Origin of the sequence: uncultured Desulfovibrio sp. (assembly GCF_902477725.1) — a bacterium.
Lineage (GTDB): Bacteria > Desulfobacterota > Desulfovibrionia > Desulfovibrionales > Desulfovibrionaceae > Desulfovibrio.
In genome coordinates this window covers 299,732-320,507 of the sequence record NZ_CABSIF010000002.1, presented here as the reverse complement: position 1 = coordinate 320,507, position 20,776 = coordinate 299,732, and the positions used below count along the sequence as shown (strand labels likewise).

The window sequence follows — 20,776 nt, the reverse complement described above, 5'->3', positions numbered from 1 at the left end:
AAGGATACGTAATGTTGTGTCATTCCCGCCTTAACCTTGCCGAATGTGCCACCCGCCACGAAAAACTCGTTCCTTGCAGCTCTGCTGTGACAGAAATCATCCACCAGCTTGCGGAATCACTCGGCAAAGCCATAGACGCCAAGGATACCTATACCCTCGCCCATTCAGAAGAAGTTGCCATCATCTCGCAGTCTTTGGCCCTTGCAATGGGTCTGGGGCACCAGGTTGCCGACATAATCCATGTGGCCGGGCACCTGCATGACCTTGGCAAAATTGGCGTTCCTGACGACATTCTGGCCAAAACATCCGCTCTTGCTCCCAAGGAATGGCTGGCGATCCGCAAGCATCCAGACATGGGGGCCGACATCCTTGCTCCCATAGCCTGCCTGCGGGATTGCGGCATTGTGGATATGGTACGCGCCCACCACGAACGTTTTGACGGCAACGGTTACCCGCAGGGGCTTAAAGGCGGGCATATTCCCCTGGGCGCACGCATCATCACTGTTGCGGATAGTCTTTCTGCCATGCTGCAATCCCGCCCATACCGCCAGGCCAAGAGCTTTGACGAGGCCTGCCGTGAAATAATAAAAGGTACTGGCAGCCAGTTTGATCCGGATGTGGTCAAAGCCTTTATGAGCATCAGGGACAGGCTGCGCGACCTTGTTGCCATGTTGCGTGTGGGCTGAACATCCATCAATAAGTGCCAGAAAGTCCAGCATACGGTGTTGGCGCAACATCCTTCACAGGTTTGTAACCTGCTGAACCTGCGGCTCACACTGCAGCCGGGCATCTGCAATTCAAGCAGTCACCCCATGTAAACTGTTTGACTGCCTTAAAGTAAGTGGTTAAATTGTCGTTTTGGCAAATGAACGGCCCACGCTGTGTTTCGTGAGGTTTTGTCCTCGCGGTGTGGATGCGGATGGTTGCAGCGCAACGCAAACGCACGGCATTCGCCGTGCTGCTTTTTTGCCCAAGCCCGCGCAACCAGCCAGCTCTTATTATGCGGCAGACCTTTGCGCCGCTATGTAGCCGGATTCTGACCCCCCGGCACACTCCTGACCTCTGAATTCCAGGCAGACTTATGCAAACAAACATATCTTCGGCCATGAGTCGCGAAGCGCTCAGACGCCGCACTTTCGGCATTATTTCCCACCCTGACGCAGGCAAGACAACCCTCACGGAAAAGCTGCTGCTGTTCGGCGGGGCCATCCAGATGGCGGGCGCGGTCAAAGCCAAGAAGGCCCAGCGCCATGCCACATCTGACTGGATGGAAGTTGAACGCGAGCGCGGTATTTCTGTTTCATCATCAGTGATGAAGTTCACCTACGCCGACCATATCATAAATCTGCTTGATACGCCCGGTCACCAGGACTTTTCAGAAGACACCTACCGCGTGCTCACGGCTGTGGACTCCGCCCTCATGGTCATTGACTCGGTCAAAGGCGTTGAAACGCAGACCCGCAAGCTCATGGAAGTGTGCCGCATGCGCGACACGCCCATTCTGACCTTTATCAACAAGCTTGACCGCGAAGGCCGCGATGCCTTTGACCTCTTGAGCGATATTGAGCAGACCCTGGGCATTCAGGCCGCGCCCATGACCTGGCCCATTGGCATGGGCAAGAGCTTCCAGGGCGTGTACGACATTGAGCGGCAGGCCATCCGCTTTTTTGCGGAGGACGGCAAAAAAACCTCCCGCCCCAAGGAAGCTCTGGTCATCAACGGATTGAACGATCCGCAACTTGCCGAACTGATTGGTGAAGACGCCGCCGAGCAACTGCGAACGGAAATTGATCTGCTGGAAGGCGCGGGCTTTCCTTTTGACAAGGAACTGTACCTCAAGGGCAAGCAGACCCCGGTATTTTTTGGCAGCGCGGTCAACAATTTCGGCGTTCAGGAACTGCTCGACACCCTTGTGCGTCTTGCGCCCGGCCCCATCCCCCGCGTGGCGGAATGCGCCACGGGCGAACGTGTGGTCAATCCGCTTGAAGAAGATTTTTCCGGCGTTGTTTTCAAGATTCAGGCAAACATGGACCCCGCCCACCGTGACAGAATTGCCTTTATGCGCATCTGTTCCGGCAGGTTCGAGCGCGGCATGAAGGTCAAGCACCATCGCATCGGCAAAGAGGTGCAGCTTTCGCGGGCAATCACCTTTATGGCGCAAGACCGCGAAGGCGTTGAAGATGCATGGCCCGGCGACATTATCGGTTTGCATAACCACGGTACCCTGAAAATCGGTGACACGCTCACAACCTCGGAGCCGCTCAAGTTTACGGGTATTCCCAACTTTTCGCCCGAGCATTTTCGCCGTGTGCAGCTGGCTGACCCCATGCGCTCCAAGCAGCTTGCCAAAGGGCTGAAACAGCTTGCGGAAGAAGGGGCCATCCAGGTTTTTCGCCCGATCACTGACAGCTCGCATATTCTTGGCGCAGTGGGCGTGTTGCAGTTTGACGTTATCATTGCCCGGCTCAAGGCCGAATACGGTGTTATTGCCCTGTACGAGCCCTGCCCCATTTCTGCCGCGCGCTGGATAACCTCCAATGACAGGGCGGCGCTGGAGTCCTTTAAATCCGACCAGCAGTCGAACCTCGCCTACGACGGCGACGACTGCCTTGCCATCCTTTCCAGTAACGAATGGCGGCTCTCGCGGATTATTGAAGAATGGCCGCAGATAACATTCCACACCACACGTGAAATCAGATAGCCAGACAAAAACTCCAGCTGTTCACACCTGCATAAAATTGAATAACCGCACAAAATCCTGCAAAAAAGGTTTTTTGTGCGGTTATTTTCAATTCTGATTACATAGTGAGGTGCCGCAGGCCGTACCTTATGGGGATATAGAGTTTCTGCCCTCACAAAACCATGCTTGAAAAATTGGCAAAGCAGGCATATATGGTCTACTTGATTATGCTTACGCTTTGGCCTTCCCGTTCAGGTGCTCCCTCGGTGAGGAAGCCCCCACGCCTGAACCCCGAAACTTTCTTTCAACCACTCCTTTATGCTAAAAAGATTCCTGATTTTTCTGTTTATGCTGATAGCCATGCTTGAGGTGGCATCCTATTTCTACATCAAGTATATAAACACAAACATTCAGATGCCGTCTTACAGTCTGGTGAACGTTAACAGCAAGTTCTGGACGTTCAGCGACGAGCATTTTGGCGTATGGCACCACCCTTCATCCACATATTTGCACAAAAAGGCCTGCTTCACGGCCCAGTACGCTTCCAATGCCCTTGGCATGCGCGACAAGGAGCGCACCATGGATGCAGACCAGCCGCGCGTTGTTATTCTAGGCGATTCTTTTATTGAAGGATGGGGCAACAGCTCGGAAGACAGGCTCTCCAACCTGCTTGAGGCTTCGACCGGCAAGGAAGTGCTCAATTTTGGCACTTCCGGCGGTTTTGGCACCATTCAGGAATGGCTGCAATACAAGCATATGGTTAAACAGTTCAGGCATGATGTTGTTCTGCTGGGTATTCTGCCCCGCAATGATTTTGAAGATAACAGCCTGGATTTCTACTACACTCAGGACACGGACGATTACCGCCCATATCTGGTTGGCGATTATCCTGATTACAAGCTTTTTTACCCGGTTAAGAAGCTGCCCCAGCCGACTAAGGTTCAGGCCTTGGTCAAGAGCTTCAAACTCTCCCTGCTGGAATGGAGCTGCCTGTACCGGGTTGCTATTTATCTGAATGATTTCAAGATCGAAAACATGAAGCTTGTCCCCCGCTGGACACCTGAAAATACCGGTGATCCTTCGGGCGGCTCCATGTACTATTCTGTGCCCGAGAACGAATGGAACATCATGCGCTATTCACTGGAGCAGCTTGTGGCCGAAGCGGGGAACCGCAAGGTTATTCTGTTCACCATCCCTGCCTATCAGGATTTTGAACACTATGACGGCAAGGAGCCGCCCCTTGCCCGCAAGCTGCGCGAACTGGCCGGGCGCACCGGCGCGACTTATGTGGACTTGATGCCTGCCATGCTTGCACGCGGCGTCAAATACCCCGACCTGTATTTCAGTTGCGACAAGCACTGGAATGCCTTTGGCAACGCTGTTGCCGCAGACATTCTTGAGCCGTACGTGCGGGCCGCCCTGCAATCATCCCCCGCTGCAAGAGGAAACTGATGCAACACCGCAAACTACATTTCGGCTTTTTTCCTGCTGCCGTGAGCAACAAGGAATGCGCCGATACCGCTATGGCCATGACATTGATATGTCTGTTGGCTGTCATGTTCACCCGGTCGCTCACCCTGTTGCCCCTTGCTCTGGGGCTGCTGCTGGCGGGCATGGTCTGGCCCCGCTTGTACTCGCCCCTGGCAAAGATCTGGCTGGGCCTTTCCCTGCTGCTTGGCTCCGTCATGTCGCGTTTGCTGCTGAGCGTCATATTTTTTGTTGTGGTGACCCCGCTGGCGCTTGTCATGCGCCTTTTCGGGCATGACCCCATGCGCCGCAAAGGCTGGAAAAAGAGCACGGATTCCACCTTTGTTTCGCGCGACCATACCTTTGAAGCAAAAGATCTGGAACATCCTTTTTAGGATTTGTTCTTTCAGGAGATACCAATGGATTTTCTTAAAGACCTGCTGCAATTTTTTATGCAGCGCAAAAAATTCTGGCTGCTTCCCCTTGTGCTCGTTCTGCTGCTGTTTGGCGTGCTTGTAGTGATGACCAGCGGCTCGGCCATAGCGCCCTTTATTTACTCTGTTTTTTAACAGCATCTGGTCAGGCGCACCCAGCGCCAACGACACATGGGAGCCTTCATGCCCAGAGCCATTCTTGGCATTTCTGCCTATTATCACGACTCCGCAGCCGTGCTGCTGGTGGACGGTAAAATTGTGGCAGCCGCTCACGAAGAGCGCTTTTCACGCATCAAACACGATTCCGGATTTCCCAGCCACGCAGCTGCCTACGTGCTGCGCGAGGGCGGCCTGAATATTGCCGATCTTGAGGCAGTGGCTTTTTACGACAAGCCCTACCTCAAGTTCGAGCGCCTGCTTGAAACCTACAACGGCTTTGCCCCGGCTGGCCTGCGCAGCTTTCTTTCCGCAATCCCCGTCTGGATCAAGGAAAAGCTGTTCATGCGCTCCATGCTGCGCGAGGCCATCGCCAAGCTCGGCCCCGGCTCGCCCAAAATGCTTTTTCCTGAGCACCATCTTTCGCACGCTGCCAGCGCCTTTTATCCTTCGCCCTTTGACAGGGCCGCCATCCTGACCATTGATGGCGTTGGCGAATGGGCAACCACCACCATTGGCCTTGGCGAGAACGCCAGCATCCGCATCCTTAAAGAGCAGCAGTTCCCCCACTCGCTGGGCCTGCTCTACACGGCTTTTACCGCGTACTGCGGCTTCAAGGTCAATTCGGGCGAATACAAGCTCATGGGGCTTGCTCCGTACGGCGATGGCGACATGGAGCTTGTAGGCAGGCTCAAAAAAGCCATCTGCGACAGCCTTGTGGACATTCGCGAAGACGGCTCCCTACTGCTGAATATGGAATACTTTGACTATGCCACTGGCCTGCGCATGTACAAGCGCGACAAGTGGGAAAGGCTGCTGGGTATTCCCCCTCGCGATGCGGAGAGCGAAATCTGTCAGGAATACATGGCCCTGGCGCTGGCTATCCAGCAGGTGACGGAAGACATCGTGCTCAAGCTGGCCCACACAGCCCGCGAGCTGACCGGCTGCGACAATCTGGTCATGGCGGGCGGCGTGGCCCTGAATTGCGTTGCCAATGGCCTGCTGATACGCAGCGGCATCTTCAAGAATGTATGGATTCAGCCCGCCTCCGGCGACTCTGGCGGGGCACTGGGCGCTGCGCAGGCTGCCTGGCATATCTGGGGCGGCAACGAGCGTCCATCCCCCAACGGCATTGATGCCATGCAGGGATCCTATCTTGGGCCGGAGTTTTCGCGCAACGACATTCTGCGGGTTGCGCGCCGTTTTGACGCGCCCTATACCGAATACACCAACCTCGAAGAACTGTACTCCACAGTAGCCCAGCACCTGGCAGACGGCTCTGTGGTTGGCTGGTTTCAGGGCCGCATGGAATATGGCCCTCGCGCCCTGGGCGACAGATCAATTCTGGGCGACCCCAGAAGGCCCGAAATGCAAAAAAAGCTGAACCTCAAGATCAAGTTTCGCGAGGGATTCCGCCCTTTTGCGCCTTCTGTGCTTGAAGAATACTGCGCCGAATGGTTTGATCTTGACGCCAAGTCCCCCTACATGCTGGTGTGCGCTCCTGTGGCGCAGAAGCACCGCACGCAATTGCCGGAAAACGTACGTGAGCTGCCGCTCTACGACAGGCTGTATCTGCAACGCTCCACGGTCCCGGCCATCACGCATGTGGACTGGTCTGCCCGCATCCAGAGCGTTTCGCGCAGCACCAATCCCCGTTACTGGGGGCTGATAGACACGTTCCGGCGTGAGCAGGGCTGCCCCATGGTCGTCAACACCAGCTTTAACGTGCGCGGCGAACCCATTGTCTGTACGCCGCTGGATGCGTATACATGCTTTATGCGCACAGAAATGGACTTTCTTGTGCTTGGTGACATGATTTTTGACAAGCGCAACCAGCCAGAGTGGCAAGAAAAGATAGACTTCAAGTCTATGTTCACCCTCGACTGAAGCACTGCGGCATCAGCGCGTAAACCAAGAGCGGAACCCCATTTAGGAGTTCCGCTCTTGGTTTACGCGCTGAAATTGCACACTGTCAGAATGGCATCAGTATGCTCACGCAGAGTAAAAAAAGCTATTAATAATTGTTTATACAATCAAGTAATCTTATTGCCGTTCGCAAAAATATTATATAATTTGACAGCAGATCTATTTCAATTTCTATAATACCTTATACACAAGATGCATCACATGCATGTGACCTGGTAAATTGGGAGCTAGTGTGGAATTACACATTCCAACAATATTTGTAATGTTGGTTGCAGGTTGCATTACCCTTGCAGTATCTACGCTTGCGGCTTCTGAACGCCATGCAGGCGATGGACTACGCGAATGGGGTCTGGCCCTTTGCATTCATGCTACAAGTTATATTCTCTTTACCCTGCGTGGAAATATTCCAGATTTTTTATCTGTTGTGTGCGCAAACACTTTTTTTTCTATTTCCTATGCAATTTTTTACTATGCTGTTCATATTTTTCTTGGCATACATCCGCGAAACAGATTTCTATTTTGGGGGCCTCCCCTGGTCACAACGGTTGGTGTTCTGATTTCCTTTAATTCTGTGGTCTTTCGCGTTCTGTTGGTCAATGCAATGCTGGCTGTTCAGGGTTTTCTGGTGCAAAAGGCACTGCTGAGCTACAAGTTTGAATTCTCTGTGCGTGGGCGCAACCTGATGGTATTTGGCATTGGGCTATCAATCCTCTCGCTTGCGTGGAAATTCTGTGTAGCCATTATTGCCCCCAGTGAGGTAATGAGCATTTTTCTGACCACACCGGCGCAGGTAACACTGTACATTGTCACATTTATTTCTTTGATCATGGTATCAAACGGCTTTGCGCTCATGGCAAAGGAGCGCTCAGATGCGGCCTTGCGTAAGGCGGCCCTGCTGGACAGACTGACCGGCTGCTGGAACCGTGTACGCATTGAAGAGATTTTGCAGCAAGAGATGGCGCGCATGCACCGCTATGGGCATCCGGTTACGCTGTTGATGCTGGATCTGGACAACTTCAAGCGTATCAACGACCAGTTCGGCCACATTGCTGGCGATGAGGTGCTGCGAGGGGTTGGCAGGTTGCTGTGTACAGACATACGCGCAACTGACGTGCCGGGACGCTGGGGCGGAGAAGAATTTGTTGTGGTTTTACCCTCCTCCACTTTTTTTGATGCCGTAACCCTCGCGGAGCACATACGCGATCATCTTGAAAAACTGCATTTTTCTTTTAATGCAAGAGTTACAGTAAGCATTGGCGTGGCAGCCTGTCGGGCAACTGATACTATGGAAGAATGGATGCAACGGGCAGATATGGCTCTGTACAGAGCTAAAGTTAGTGGCCGCAATCAGGTCAGGGTGGAGGATCTGGACGGCAGTATCAGCAATTTTATTTGCAGCCCTTCAAGCGCATTGCGCCTTCAGTGGAGCGAAACATACGAATGCGGGCATGAGGAGATTGACAGGCAGCACCGCAATCTGTTTGCAACAGTCAACAACCTGCTGCAACTGGACAGCTCCGGCGCTGACAAAAAAGCAATTACCGCCGCCGTTGAAGGCCTGTTGGCGGACACGGTGGAGCATTTTCAGTTTGAGGAGCACATCCTGAACCAGATCGGATACCCGGATGCGCCCTCGCACTTGCAGGCGCATCAGCGCCTGCTGGACAGAGCCAACATCCTTCTGGCCCAGTTTCAGCGCGATGGTGCAGGCCTTGCGGCCTTGCTCCGTTTTATGATTTACGAACTCACAGCCCAGCATATCATGATTGACGACAGGTGCTTTGGCAAAATTGACGCTACAGCGCCTGGAACGCCCGCCCCGTCGCATGCTGCTGATCATGGCTAATCAGCGCTGATCTTGACTTCCGCAAAAGAGATGCGAGGCGCAAAGCGCCAGCAGCAATAGCTGCCTGGATACTACGCCCTGCCTTTGCCCTGGCGCACAAAAAAACCTGCAATGCCAAAAATCAGGGCGGGCAATATCCAGCCCAGCCCCACAGATTCAAAAGGCAGCAGGGCTGTCAGCTTGATGGGCAGCCCAAAATCTTCAAGCACGCTCAGGCCGCTGCTCAGCAAAGCGCCAACCGTAGCAAAACGGAAGATGTTGTCGTTCTTGATGTACTTATCAAACAGTGAAAGCACGATAACAGTCAAAGTGCCTGGGTACAGAAAAATCAGCACTGGCGCCGCAAGCGAAATGATGCTGTCCAGCCCCACGTTTGAGGCCACCATGCTGAACAAACCAGTGGTGATGACCACAGCCCTGTAACTGAAGCGCCCCTTGCTGAACTGCGAAATAAAGGTGCCCGTGGTGCCTATCAGCCCCACAGCCGTTGCCATGCAGGAAACACTTATCACTACAGCCAGCAGCCAATTGCTGGCACGCCCAAAAAGCCCGCCCACAAGGCTGGATACCAGCGCGCCTTTTTCCGTATCAGCCGGATACAGGCCGGAACCTGCCGCACCAAGATAGCACAGCCCGCCGTAGATTATGAACAACAGCACCCCTGCCACAAGGCTGGACAGGCCAACGGAAAGCGCCTTCTGACTGCCTGAGGTATAGCCCTTGGCCTTGAGCGTATTCACGATAATAAAACCGTAAACCAACGCGGCCATGACATCCAGAGTCTGATATCCGGCGAGAATGCTGTTCCACGCAACCTTGGCGTCATGCACGTTGGCGTCGATTTCTCCCAGCGGCCAGGCTACGGCGGCGCATACAATCAGGATAAAACCGCCGATCTTGATGGGTGAAAGGTAGCGGGCAATGGCGTCCACCATATTTGATTCGCGATACGCCAGTAAGGTAGAAATGCCAAAAAAAGCCGCTGAATAGAGAACCTTGGCAAGGCTGAACCCCTTTGACGAGTAGCCAAGCGGCGCAAAAGAAATGGCAAAGGCGGTAGCCCCGGTACGTGGAATGGCCAGCAACGGCCCAATGCACATAATGATTGCCAACATCATGAGCATAGCCGGGGTTCCGCCAAGCCTGTAAAAAAGCCCTTCCTTTCTGTCAATGCAAGAAGAAGCCAGCATGGCGTAAATGGTCAGCAGGGCAAGGCCCACATCTGCCGCGTAATAGCACAAAAAACCCGTGAACCACTGCGATCCCGCCGTCAGGCCAATGTAGGGGGGAAAAACCACATTCCCCGCGCCAAAAAGCATGGCGAACAAGGCCGCCCCAACCACAAATGAATCGCGCACGAGTTTTTTGTTCATAAAATTCCAGTAGTACGAGTATTACAGGGGGTCTGCCCTTTGCCGAGGCGCGGCGCAAGCCACCCGCGCCGCCTCAAATATCAGAAGGCGAGGCCGCAGGCTATATGGTCAGGTCAAATTTTTTTGGGTCAGGCGCGGCAGGTGTTCAAAAATAATAACTTTTCAGTATGTTATATACGCATTATATACGCAGGACAGAGCAAAAAATTCGGCTCTGCCGTTTATTGCAAACAGCAGAGCCGCTACCGGTCAAGGCCAGTGAGAATGGCCCTAACCTAAACTCGATGAATCGATCTATTTGGCTACAGCAAGAATAACCTGCGAGGCCTTAACAATGGCGGTAACCTTTTTGCCGGGTTCCAGGCCAAGGTTCTTGATGCTGCCCATGGTCACAATGGAGGCGATGGAAGCGCCGCCGGGCAGTTCAACGATAACCTCGGCATTGACCGCGCCGGGGGTGACCTTGCTCACGGTACCGGCAAACTGGTTGCGAGTAGAGAGCAGGTAGTTTTCTGCATCATTCATCAGCAGCACAAAGCTGGCCTTGATGAGAGCCATTGCGCTGGTGCCGGGCTTAAGGCCAAGATTCTTGGTGCTCACCTTGGTAATGGAAGCAACAATGCTGATCCCGCCTTCAACGGACAATTCCACTTCATCATTGACTGCGCCGGAGTTAACGGCAACAACTTTTCCGGAAAAAACGTTTCTTGCGCTGGTTTCCATATGATTCTCCTTCAGTTTGCGGAGTGACTTCAATAATCGGGGGGAGGACAACCTCCGCTTTGTATGGAGCAAGACTACAGGCTTTGCAGTAAAATAGCCAACCACTCGCAGCGTTACATTGATAAATATTAATATTCTGTTATTTCATGCGATTAAATTATCACGATTTTAATTAAATGCGTGATTATAAAAAATATTTTTTGGATGCCCCGGCAAAAGCACAGCGCCACCTCGATACACAGAATATGCAGTCTATCGCCGCCGCCAGAGCGCGCATGGTGACAATGTGTTCAAGACACCGTACTATGCTCAGCCACAAGCCGAGTTCTACTGCGCCTAGCGCGGAGCCAGCGGCCTTTCCCTACAACAGCAGCCTTCAGTGGGGCCATGACAGCCACGCAGTGATTAACCGTGCGTGTGACACATGCCCAACTGCCAATATCCGGAGAAGCGCATGAATACGTTTGATGTTGTCATTATCGGCGGCGGGCCTGGCGGAGCCAAGGCCGCAGGTATACTTGCCCGTGGCGGGAAATCCGTGGCGCTGGTGGAAAGCACCCATATGGGCGGCGTATGCCTTAACTGCGGCTGCATCCCTACCAAGCTGCTGCTGGGCGCAACCGCTCCTGCGGGATTGCTGCGTGGTCTTGAGCGCCAACGCGTAGCCAAGGGCAGCATTGAGGTGGATTACGATGCTCTGCAAAAACGCATTCAGCGTTTTGTCAAAGCCTCGTCCCAGACCTTGAGCAAGGGATTGGAGCAGCTTGGCGTAACGCTTATTGAAGGCCGCGCCGCCTGCACCAGCCCCTCGGAGGTTTTGGTGACAGCCGCAGACGGCACGGTGCTGAATCTGCGGGCAGAACACATAATCCTTGCTGGCGGTTCCCGATCCGCTGCATTCCCTGGCATGACGCCCGACCATGATGCCGTTCTGGACAGCACGGACATGCTGCGCGTGCCCGCTGTGCCGGAAAGCCTGATTGTTGTGGGCGCGGGGGCCATCGGCCTTGAAATGGCCGACTTTTTCAACGCAATGGGCAGCAAGGTCACCATTGTAGAAGCCGCACCCCACCTTGCCCCAACGGAAGATGCCGATCTTGGTCAGGAAATGGCAAAGCTCCTTGGCAAAACCGGCATAACCTGCATCACAGGCGTTAAGGCTGCATCGCTGACAACGCGCGAGGGCGCGGCTGTGCTCGTACTTGAGGACGGCAGGGAACTGACCGCCGCCAAGGCTCTTGTGGCTGTAGGCAGAACGCCCAACACTGATAATCTTGGAGCGGAAAAAGCCGGATGCACGCTTCAGGCGCGCGGGTTCATCACTGTTGACGAGCACCTTATGGCTGCCCCAAACGTTTACGCCATTGGCGACATTAACGGACAAACCCTGTTGGCGCATGCTGCGGAGCATCAGGGCGCGTATGTGGCGCGGCGCATTATTGGGGCGCAAAGCGGCCCTTACGCTTCCGGGCCGGTGCCTTCCTGCGTTTACGGCAGCCTGGAAATCATGCGTGTGGGCATTACCGCCAGGCAGGCCCAGGCCCAGAGCGGCCCGGTGGCTGTTTCCAAGGCGCAACTCATGGGTAACGCCATTGCCCAGGCCGGGGGCGACGCGTCCGGCTTTATCAAAATTGTGTGGCAGAACGACAGCATTGTCGGCATTGCAGCTCTGGGGCACGGGGTTTCGCACCTTGTCACAGCGGCGCAGTTGCTGCTCATAGGCCAATACCACGGCTCTGCGCTCAATGCCTTCATGTTTGCGCACCCGACACTGGACGAAGCGTTACACGCTGCGCTGGAGGCGCCACAAGAACCTTTTGCTGGCTGATGCCATAAATTTTCCCATTCCCGTCATTCAGCCCCGGTCAGCCTCTCAAGCCGACCGGGGCTTTTTGTCGCAAACGTCACATCCCCCATATCGGATTACGTATTTTTTTAAATTCTTGTCAAACTGCATCATCTTGTCTAAAAAAAACCTGCTTGAATCAATGTTATGCGGAAATTTTTTCGTGCAATCCTTATCCCCCCTATCAGGAGAGCAACATGCCTTATGTTGAACGAGTGTTAAATAACCTTAAAGAAACCTATCCCCATGAACCTGTTTTTTTGCAGGCTGTACAAGAGGTGTTGCAAAGTCTGCAGCCCATCCTGGACAAGCAAACTGAATACGCAAAAATGAAAATCCTTGAGCGGATTGTGGAGCCGGAACGCTGCGTCTCCTTCCGCGTACAATGGATGGACGACACAGGACAGGTTCAGGTTAACCGGGGTTATAGGGTTCAGTACAACTCGGCTCTTGGCCCGTTCAAGGGCGGTCTGCGCTTTCACCCCAGCGTGAATCAGGGCGTGCTGAAATTTCTTGGTTTTGAGCAGATTTTCAAAAACTCGCTCTCGGGCCTTGCCATCGGCGGCGCCAAGGGCGGCTCTGATTTTAACCCCAAGGGTAAATCCAAGACGGAGATCATGCGCTTCTGCCAGGCATTCATGACGGAACTCTGGACGCATATTGGCGCAACAGTTGACGTGCCAGCTGGCGATATTGGCGTGGGCAGTCAGGAAATCAGCTTTCTTTTTGGGCAGTACAAGCGCCTGACTCGGCGCTACGAGGGTGTACTTACCGGCAAAAATCTGCTCTTTGGCGGCTCGCTGGCGCGGCCTGAAGCCACAGGCTACGGCGCTGTGTATTTTGCCCAGGCCATGCTTGATGCGCGCGGCCAGAGCCTTGAAGGCAAGGTCTGCACGGTTTCCGGCGCGGGCAACGTGGCTATCCACTGCTGCCAGAAGCTTATTCAGGTGGGCGCAAAGCCTGTGACCGTTTCCGACTCGCGCGGCATGATCTATGACCCAGAGGGCATCAGGCTGGACGTGCTCAAGCAGGTGAAAGAAATTGAGCGCGGCCCCCTCACCCGCTATGCGGAGCTGGTTTCTTCCGCCAAATACACGCCTGTGGCGTCTTATCCCGCGGGTCGCAATGCCGTGTGGAACGTGCCCTGCTTTGCGGCTTTTCCCTGCGCGACGCAGAACGAACTGAACATTGCGGACGCGGAAACCCTGCTGGCCAACGGCTGCGGTTGCGTGGCAGAAGGTGCAAACATGCCCTCTACGCTTGACGCAGTGCATGCCTTTATTTCTTCCGGCATCGCATACGGCCCCGCCAAGGCCGCCAACGCGGGCGGCGTGTCGGTCAGCCAGCTTGAAATGGCGCAAAATGCCAGCATGCAGCGCTGGACGTTTGAAGCGGTGGACAACCAGCTCAAGCACATCATGTATGATATTCACCAGCGTGCCGCTGCCACTGCCGCAGAATTCGGCCACAAGGGCAACCTTGTGATGGGCGCGAACATTGCGGGCTTCCGCAAGGTGGCTGACGCCATGATCGCCCTGGGCGTGTAGCACTACGATTGGCAGTCATGCCCTGAGTATGCCTGACCGGCAAGTATGACAAAAAGCCTGCTGCGTTGCGGAATATTCCTGAGAAGGACAAATTCCGTACCGCACAGGCTTTTTTTGTGATTACGCTATGCTGCCGCAATTTTTTGCGCAGCTGCCTCGCGATTACAGTGCCTTGGTGGTGTCACCAGGGCCCAGTGCCCGCTGCATCAGCACAACATCAACCCATTGGCCGAGCTTGTAGCCAGCAGACTGGAGCAAACCCGTGTGCCTGAAGCCATGCGCCGCATGCAGGGCAATGGAACCAGCGTTGCCGCTGTGGCCGATAACAGCCACCATCTGCCGCCAGGGGCCGCGCTCGCACCTCTCAATGAGCGTTTGCAGCAGCGCATGCCCAAGTCCTTGCCCCATGGCCTCTTGCGCAACATAGATGGAATCTTCAAGGCAAAATCTGTAAGCCGACCGCGCACCGTACAGACCAGCGTAGCAATAGCCCACAACGGTATTGTCCTGCCGGGCCACCAGATAGGGCAAACCAGATGCAAGCACTGCCTGACGGCGGCGCTCCATTTCTTCCACACTGGGCGGCAGCTCTTCAAAAGTTGCCAGCCCGTGCAGCACATGCCAGGCATAAATGCCCTGTACTGCCGCCATATCATCCGGTTGCGCGTCATCTACAATAATGTGCGGCGCGCAGCCGGCGCTGGAGTGCAATGGTTGTGAATCCATGAGTGCAGGCCTCAAGGTTGCGGAGTAGCGATGTTTACCAGCCGTTCAGATGAACCTTGCTTTCGTTGAATCTGTCCGCCTCGGCAAAAGGCTGCGCAGGGTGCCCCATAACCACAAGACCAAGCATGTTGATCTGGGCCGGAACATTGAGCAGTTCGCGGATGGGTTCAACGCGGTCTTCAAAGGGGTACATGCCGCACCACACCGTGCCAAGGTTCAGGCCGCGCGCGGCAATCAGCATGTTTTCCAGAGCAGCCGTGCAGTCCTGCTGCCAGTAGCCGGGAGCTTTGGCTTCATCCGGATTGGCGCAAACCACAATCACCACAGGCGCTTCGGCGGCCATTTTGGCATAAGGGTGCCGCTCGGCAATGGATGCCAGCAAAGCTTTGTCGCGCACAACCACAAAGTGCCAGGGCTGTTTGTTGTGTGCGCTGGGCGCGCACATGGCGGCCTTGAGTACGAGCTGCAAATCTTCATCGCTCACAGGCTCAGCCGTGAATTTACGTATGCTGCGGCGGGTAAACAGCGCTTCAAAAACATCCATTGAAATTCTCCTGAAAATGCTGGCAGTGAAACCGCATACTGCGATTGCGCGCAAACCAGGGCGAAATGCAGCGCGGACTGAATACAGATAAACTGTGCCTTCCGCCAGTATGCAATAATTTTGCCTCAAACAAAAGTGCAGGATGCCCGACACTGGCGGCGCAAAAAGCCCCCTCTCTTACCCGTGTGGCGGGAGAAAGGGGGCTTTGCGTTCATTCAGGGCAGACAAAAGCCCGCCAGAGGTCTAGCTCATGTCCCAGTTGGGATACATGGTCCAGATGCCGCAGGGGCAGATGCCTGCGCAGATGCCGCAGCCGATGCAGCGGGCAGGATTAGAAACGTATTCAAATCCGCCGCCAGCGGTTTCGTTGCGGTCGATGGCCTTTTCCGGGCAGGATTTGAGGCACATCTTGCAATCGCGGCAGGTGCCGCAGCTCACGCAGCGGGAGAATTCATCCTGCGGCGTAGGCAGCTCACGGTCATGACACTTGGCAAAATAGGCCGTGTGCAGACGCGTGGAAGGCACGAGCTTTTTCTTTTCCGGCGTGTAGGTTTCGCCGCGCACAAAGGCATCAGCGGCAAAGGCGGCATCGCGGCCCGTGCCAATGGCATGCACCAGCAGACCGGGCTTGATAACGTCGCCCACTGCAAAAACGCCGTCCATGATGCTGAGGTCGGGCTTGGGCACGATCCATTCGCGGAACTTTTCCAGACCTTCCGGCAGGAAGGAGAGGTCGGGCGATTCGCCAATGGTGATAATGACCATCTTGCCGGGAATGAGCGTCCCTTCCTGGGTGATGATGCCGTTATCGGTGACTTCCTTGGTCTGCACGGGCCACACAAGTTTGCCGCCCAGTCCTTCAACATGCTCAATTTCGTGAGCAAAGGCGGCGGGCTTCTGCACGTCGATGCAGGTCACCTGCTTGGCGCCCATGGCGTATGCGCCCACAGCGGCGTCCATACCCGCGTTGCCGCAACCGATAACAATCACGCTGTCGGGCACGGCGGGCTTTTCGCCCTTGTTGATGGCCTTCAGAAAGTCGATGCCAGCCACGATCTTTTCGTGACCGGGCCAGGGGAAGATGCGCGGCACATGCCCGCCGGTGGCGACCACCAGAGCAGAGTGCTTTTTGCGCAGTTCCTCGAACTTTTTGGCGTCAACAGGGCAATTGTTCACAAAGGTCACGCCCATGTCCTCAATGCGCTTGAGTTCCTTGCGCAGCAGGTCATGGTTCAGACGGGCACGGGGAATCACCTGCTCAAGCTTGCCGCCCATAACGGAATCGGCTTCGTACACGGTGACGTCGTGGCCCAGCCGGGCGAGCTGCCAGGCAGCCGTGAGGCCGCCAACACCGCCGCCGATCACGCCAATGTGCTTGCCGGTGCGGGTTTTGGGCTTTTCGACCGTGATATCCGCAGAATAGGAACCGAGCTTGCCGATCTGCACAGGGCTGTCCAGATCAGTGCGCGTGCAGCTCTGCATGCAGGGGTTGGGGCACACGCTGCCGCAGACGGAACCGGGGAACGGCGTGTAATCCAGCACCATGCGGTAGGCTTCTTCCACATTACCTTCACGCAGAAGGTTAAGTCTGCGCTGGGTGGGGATGGACGCCGGGCAGTTGAATTCGCAAGGGGCGGCATACTCGGCGTTCTGCCACATGGGCACACGCAGGCGGTAATCGCCGCGCGCCACCAGGCCGTTGACCATAAAGTCATCGGGGGCCACATCGCTGAAAATACCGCTGGGTATCCATTCCTTGCTGCGGAACTGCCCAAGGCTCAAGACTTCCTTCTGGCCGCGCTCCTCAAACGGCAGCGGCGTGATCTTCTGCCACTGGCTCCAGTCGCACAGTTCGCTGCGCAGGCTGGGCTGATCAATGGCCATCAGAAAGTCGTCAAGACCAGCATCAAGCCAGGCGATATCTTCATCGTCCAGGGGATTAAGGCGCACGTCCTTGGGCAGCTGTCCAACAGGCCCACGGAAGTAAACAGCACCGCCAACCATGCCGACGCAGGAGCGTTCGCCCATGACCGAGGCAATGTTCTGGCTGTCATGGCCGCACACAACGGCCTTGCCGCCGCCCATGAATTCAAAAGAGAAGCTGCCCACGCTCTTGAGCACCCAGAGTTCCGGGGCTTCATAAAGGGGGTCGTGCTTCATCAGGGAGCCTGAGCGGGTACCCGCGCGGCCACCAATGTAAACAGTACCGGCTGCCGCGCAGTGGGCCGCAGTGTCACCCGCATCGCCGCGCACCACAATGCGCCCGCCCGCGTTCAACCAGCCTACGTCCGCCGAGGCGGAGCCTTCAACCAGGATTTCGGTGTTGGGCAGGCACATGGAGCCTACCCGCTGACCGGGGTTGCTGACCTTGAAGGTCAGCTTTTTTCCTTCCTTGTTCCACAGGGGGCCGCCGATATCGTGCTGGCCCGAGGCCTCAATATAAAAGTCAGTCTCACCCTTCTCTACCGCCGCCTCAATGGCCAGCAGCAAATCCTGGGTGGACATGCGCTTGTGTTCGTCTACCGTGCTAACGCGCAGCATGTTCTGCTCCTCGCCAAAATCTAACAGGCGTACTGGATATCCAGCTTGTCGGCCACAGCCTTGTCCGTGGTAACCAGGGCGTCGGAACGCCCAACCGGCAGCGAACTGTTGCCCACAGGGGCCAGCAGCTTGCGCAGTTCGGAGTCAAAGGCCAGCATGTAGTCCACAATGTTCTGCGCACCCCTGTCCACATCCAGCCTTTTGACCAGACGCGGATCCTGGGTGCATATGCCCGTGGGACATTTGCCGGTATTACAGGCATTGCAGCGGCCATGCTCATTGCCGACGCAGCCCAGCAACTGGATGAGGATCTTGCCGATGATAACGCCGTTGGCGCCAAGGCAGATCATCTTGAAGGCATCCGCAGCCGCGTTGCCGGTCAGGCCTATGCCGCCGCCAGCCCACAGGGGAATCTGCCCCTGAAGACCCTGGGCAACGGCAGCCATGTAGCAGTCGCGCAGCTTGGAAACAATGGGATGCCCGGTGTGCTCCAGCGAAACCTCGTTGGCAGCGCCAGTGCCGCCCTGAATGCCGTCGATGAAGAACCCGCCGCAGATCTTGTAGGGATCGCGCAACAGGTTGTTGTAGACGGAAACAGACGTGGCAGATGCCGCGCACTTGATAGCCACCGGCACGCGGAAGCCAAAGGCCGCATTGAGCGAAAGGTGCATTTTCTGCACGGATTCTTCAATGGAATACAGGCCCTGATGGTTCGGCGGCGAATGCAGGGTCGCCTTGGGTACGCCACGGATGGCCTGAATGTGCGGAGCCACCTTGGCTGCGGGCAAGAGGCCGCCGTCGCCGGGTTTTGCACCCTGACCAATCTTGATGAGCACACCCGCCGGGTCGGTCTTCATACGGGGCATGGCCTTGATGATGCGGTTCCAGCCGAAGTGACCGGAGGCGATCTGCAGGATCATGTACTTGAGCTGGTCGGATTCCAGCAGCTTGATGGGCATGCCGCCCTCGCCCGAGCACATGCGCACAGGCATGCCGCAGTGTTCATTAAGATAGGCTGCGGCAAGGGCAATGGCTTCCCACGCGCGGGTGGAGAGCGCGCCGATGCTCATGTCGCTGAAGATGGCGGGGTAAATCCAGTGCACCGGGGGGGTGCGCTCGGTCAGCACAAGGCTGTCGCCGTCAACGCGCAGGGGCAGTTCCTTGGCAAGCATGACGCGGCCAAGGGGGGAGCGGATATCAAAGGTGTGACGCTCGGAATCCAGCGCGGGGTCGGTCATCTGGCTGATGCGGCCCACAAAGATGGAATCGAGCGTGCGCGGCGGGTTCAGGTTGGTGCGCCCGCCCCGTTTGACGGGGCCGTGGTGACGCGCCAACAGGGGAAACCGCGTATCCTGGTTGCGCACGGGTTTGATAGCCGCGTTGGGACAGATTTTTTCGCACATGCCGCAACCCACGCAGGCGTTGGGTATGCTGGCCTTTTGCATGATGACCGGGCGCGCGGAATGTTCCTGCGTCGGGTCGGGAAAGGCCTTGCGCGAAAGCGTGATGCTGCGGCGCATCATGCCCACTTCAATGGCGTTGAAAGTACACGCCGCCACGCACGAGCCGCACATGGTGCACAAATCGGGGCGGTATTCTATCTTCCAGCGCAGGTCGTTAACACTTACGTCCTGAGTTCTTACTGATTCCATCGCTGCACCGCCAGATCGTTGTCAATAACCACCATTTCCCGCTCATTGGGATAGATGTCGTTGGAGATGTCGCGGTCAGGCATGATGGCGTTCAGACCGCAGACCTCGGAGGCGATGGCCACCATGTCCGAGTTTACGCCCACAACAACGGGCCGCAGCTTTTTGGAGTCGCAGCAGGTAATCATCTTGCCGTCAGGCAGAAGGCCGATGATGGTGTTGGGGCCGTTGATCTCCAGATGCGCGAGGGATTCGCGAATAAGATTCAGCACCTTGCGGTCAGCGCGCTGTTCCGCCTCCACAAAAGGCAGGGGCGTGATCACGTGCTTGTAATACTTGATGGGCCAGCGCAGCTCATGCAAGACATAATGCAAGGTGTACAGAAAGTTCTGCGAGTCGGATTCAAAACCCACATAACCCCTGTGCAGCGACTTCTGGAACTCTTTGTTCTTGGTGAAAAAAGTGTTCTCGCCGTTGGCGCACACAGTGTAGCCCTGCAAAAAGAAGGGATGCGCAGCGTAACGCACGATGGCGTAGTTGGTATTCTGGCGGCACTGGGTCACGATGTTGCGCGCGGTCAGGCGGCCATCGTCTTTCCATAGTCGAAAATATACAGCTATGTCGGCAGGATCACCGATTTCTTTAAGGGTCAGTACATCGGGCCAGAACGAATAGACAAAGCCATTCTTTTTCTCGGCCAACAAGCCCCGCAGCTCAAGGCGTGTGTCCAGCAGCAGGTTTTCGCGTTCTTCCTGACTACGGGAACGGTATTCCTCGGGGTAGTCATAGTTGCGGAAGACGTAACGGGGCATGGCCTCAATCTTGAGGCCGGGGCGTTTGTCCACTTCAGGCACCCACTGGGCAACCTGCACAAAACCCTTTTCTTCCATGTAGTCGTTGACCAGTTGCACACCCTCGGGGGTGCAGGCCAATGAAAGCAGGGGCTTGTCTTTGTAGTGGCTGAACACGCCCTCCAGGTCTTGCATAACCATAGCAAAACCGGAGTTGTCATGCCCTTCCTGCTGCGGCAGCATTAGATTGAGCGCCATTGAGGGGGGTACAGGCGTCTTGCTCTTGATGGAACCAATTCTGCACATAGCTGTTAACCTCGGGAAAATGCGTCACTTGAAGACCAGCCCGCAAAACTGGGCTACAGGGACGCGAATGAACCCTCTCGTAGGGTGCAAAGTTGACTGACCTTTTGGTATAGTCTGAAGACATGACCAAAACGCACCACGAGTTGAAGCATGGGACTGTCAAAAGACAGCCTCTGCGCTCCAACCGGCGGATCCACACTGGCGGTTGCGTTCGGCCTCTG

Annotated in this window: 16 protein-coding genes; 9 read left to right on the top strand and 7 right to left on the bottom strand. The window is 55.7% G+C overall.

Annotated features, from left to right (window positions below):
- Positions 1-11: 11 nt before the first annotated feature.
- The 7 genes from RDK48_RS02800 to RDK48_RS02770 all read left to right on the top strand — a co-directional run bounded on the left by RDK48_RS02800 (position 12) and on the right by RDK48_RS02770 (position 8,509).
- Complete coding sequence (locus RDK48_RS02800) at positions 12-686, top strand: HD-GYP domain-containing protein (RefSeq protein ID WP_298994460.1); 675 nt, start codon at positions 12-14, stop codon at positions 684-686.
- Between the two features lie 395 nt (positions 687-1,081).
- Positions 1,082-2,701 carry a peptide chain release factor 3 gene (locus tag RDK48_RS02795; RefSeq protein WP_298994083.1) on the top strand — a complete coding sequence of 540 codons (1,620 nt, stop codon included), beginning with the start codon at positions 1,082-1,084 and terminating at the stop codon, positions 2,699-2,701.
- 327 nt (positions 2,702-3,028) lie between these two features.
- Positions 3,029-4,132, top strand: coding sequence for an SGNH/GDSL hydrolase family protein (locus RDK48_RS02790; protein WP_298994085.1), 1,104 nt, complete (start codon positions 3,029-3,031; stop codon positions 4,130-4,132).
- A complete protein-coding gene (locus tag RDK48_RS02785) occupies positions 4,132-4,542 on the top strand; it encodes an SxtJ family membrane protein (RefSeq protein WP_298994087.1) in 411 nt (136 codons plus the stop codon). The genes RDK48_RS02790 and RDK48_RS02785 overlap by 1 nt, the downstream gene beginning before the upstream one ends.
- Positions 4,543-4,566: 24 nt before the next feature.
- On the top strand, positions 4,567-4,716 hold the full coding sequence (locus tag RDK48_RS02780; protein WP_192111728.1) for a DUF5989 family protein: 150 nt from the start codon (positions 4,567-4,569) through the stop codon (positions 4,714-4,716).
- 48 nt (positions 4,717-4,764) lie between these two features.
- The gene (locus RDK48_RS02775) at positions 4,765-6,624 is read left to right on the top strand and encodes a carbamoyltransferase (protein WP_298994088.1); all 1,860 of its coding nucleotides are present in this window, start codon (positions 4,765-4,767) and stop codon (positions 6,622-6,624) included.
- A 640-nt stretch (positions 6,625-7,264) separates the two neighbouring features.
- Entirely contained in the window at positions 7,265-8,509 is a 1,245-nt protein-coding gene (locus tag RDK48_RS02770; protein ID WP_298994090.1) for a diguanylate cyclase, read from the top strand.
- 71 nt (positions 8,510-8,580) lie between these two features.
- Here RDK48_RS02770 and brnQ read toward each other — a convergent pair whose 3' ends face one another.
- On the bottom strand, positions 8,581-9,882 hold the full coding sequence (brnQ, locus tag RDK48_RS02765; protein ID WP_298994092.1) for a branched-chain amino acid transport system II carrier protein: 1,302 nt from the start codon (positions 9,880-9,882) through the stop codon (positions 8,581-8,583).
- Between the two features lie 294 nt (positions 9,883-10,176).
- Positions 10,177-10,605 carry a molybdopterin-binding protein gene (locus tag RDK48_RS02760; RefSeq protein ID WP_298994094.1) on the bottom strand — a complete coding sequence of 143 codons (429 nt, stop codon included), beginning with the start codon at positions 10,603-10,605 and terminating at the stop codon, positions 10,177-10,179.
- A gap of 454 nt (positions 10,606-11,059) precedes the next feature.
- Between RDK48_RS02760 and RDK48_RS02755 the strand changes: the two genes are divergently transcribed.
- Complete coding sequence (locus RDK48_RS02755) at positions 11,060-12,433, top strand: NAD(P)/FAD-dependent oxidoreductase (RefSeq protein ID WP_298994095.1); 1,374 nt, start codon at positions 11,060-11,062, stop codon at positions 12,431-12,433.
- Between the two features lie 215 nt (positions 12,434-12,648).
- The gene (gene gdhA / locus RDK48_RS02750; protein ID WP_298994097.1) at positions 12,649-13,998 is read left to right on the top strand and encodes an NADP-specific glutamate dehydrogenase; all 1,350 of its coding nucleotides are present in this window, start codon (positions 12,649-12,651) and stop codon (positions 13,996-13,998) included.
- Positions 13,999-14,160: 162 nt separating this feature from the next.
- Here the strand turns inward: gdhA and RDK48_RS02745 are convergent, their stop codons facing one another.
- From RDK48_RS02745 to RDK48_RS02725, 5 genes are all read right to left on the bottom strand, one after another.
- Positions 14,161-14,724, bottom strand: a complete 564-nt coding sequence (locus tag RDK48_RS02745) for a GNAT family N-acetyltransferase (RefSeq protein WP_298994099.1) — start codon at positions 14,722-14,724, stop codon at positions 14,161-14,163.
- Between the two features lie 34 nt (positions 14,725-14,758).
- On the bottom strand, positions 14,759-15,268 hold the full coding sequence (locus RDK48_RS02740) for a nitroreductase family protein (RefSeq protein ID WP_298994101.1): 510 nt from the start codon (positions 15,266-15,268) through the stop codon (positions 14,759-14,761).
- Between the two features lie 243 nt (positions 15,269-15,511).
- On the bottom strand, positions 15,512-17,809 hold the full coding sequence (locus RDK48_RS02735) for an FAD-dependent oxidoreductase (RefSeq protein WP_298994102.1): 2,298 nt from the start codon (positions 17,807-17,809) through the stop codon (positions 15,512-15,514).
- A gap of 20 nt (positions 17,810-17,829) precedes the next feature.
- On the bottom strand, positions 17,830-19,461 hold the full coding sequence (locus RDK48_RS02730) for a glutamate synthase-related protein (protein ID WP_298994104.1): 1,632 nt from the start codon (positions 19,459-19,461) through the stop codon (positions 17,830-17,832).
- On the bottom strand, positions 19,449-20,555 hold the full coding sequence (locus RDK48_RS02725) for a glutamate synthase (protein ID WP_298994106.1): 1,107 nt from the start codon (positions 20,553-20,555) through the stop codon (positions 19,449-19,451). The genes RDK48_RS02730 and RDK48_RS02725 overlap by 13 nt, the downstream gene beginning before the upstream one ends.
- Positions 20,556-20,776 lie beyond the last annotated feature (221 nt).

Coding starts and splice junctions, on each gene's coding strand:
- RDK48_RS02800 (WP_298994460.1), top strand. CDS start 12: ATGTTGTGTCATTCCCGCCTTAACCTTGCCGAATGTGCCACCCGCCAC.
- RDK48_RS02795 (WP_298994083.1), top strand. CDS start 1,082: ATGCAAACAAACATATCTTCGGCCATGAGTCGCGAAGCGCTCAGACGC.
- RDK48_RS02790 (WP_298994085.1), top strand. CDS start 3,029: ATGCTGATAGCCATGCTTGAGGTGGCATCCTATTTCTACATCAAGTAT.
- RDK48_RS02785 (WP_298994087.1), top strand. CDS start 4,132: ATGCAACACCGCAAACTACATTTCGGCTTTTTTCCTGCTGCCGTGAGC.
- RDK48_RS02780 (WP_192111728.1), top strand. CDS start 4,567: ATGGATTTTCTTAAAGACCTGCTGCAATTTTTTATGCAGCGCAAAAAA.
- RDK48_RS02775 (WP_298994088.1), top strand. CDS start 4,765: ATGCCCAGAGCCATTCTTGGCATTTCTGCCTATTATCACGACTCCGCA.
- RDK48_RS02770 (WP_298994090.1), top strand. CDS start 7,265: ATGCTGGCTGTTCAGGGTTTTCTGGTGCAAAAGGCACTGCTGAGCTAC.
- brnQ (WP_298994092.1), bottom strand. CDS start 9,882: ATGAACAAAAAACTCGTGCGCGATTCATTTGTGGTTGGGGCGGCCTTG.
- RDK48_RS02760 (WP_298994094.1), bottom strand. CDS start 10,605: ATGGAAACCAGCGCAAGAAACGTTTTTTCCGGAAAAGTTGTTGCCGTT.
- RDK48_RS02755 (WP_298994095.1), top strand. CDS start 11,060: ATGAATACGTTTGATGTTGTCATTATCGGCGGCGGGCCTGGCGGAGCC.
- gdhA (WP_298994097.1), top strand. CDS start 12,649: ATGCCTTATGTTGAACGAGTGTTAAATAACCTTAAAGAAACCTATCCC.
- RDK48_RS02745 (WP_298994099.1), bottom strand. CDS start 14,724: ATGGATTCACAACCATTGCACTCCAGCGCCGGCTGCGCGCCGCACATT.
- RDK48_RS02740 (WP_298994101.1), bottom strand. CDS start 15,268: ATGGATGTTTTTGAAGCGCTGTTTACCCGCCGCAGCATACGTAAATTC.
- RDK48_RS02735 (WP_298994102.1), bottom strand. CDS start 17,809: ATGCTGCGCGTTAGCACGGTAGACGAACACAAGCGCATGTCCACCCAG.
- RDK48_RS02730 (WP_298994104.1), bottom strand. CDS start 19,461: ATGGAATCAGTAAGAACTCAGGACGTAAGTGTTAACGACCTGCGCTGG.
- RDK48_RS02725 (WP_298994106.1), bottom strand. CDS start 20,555: ATGTGCAGAATTGGTTCCATCAAGAGCAAGACGCCTGTACCCCCCTCA.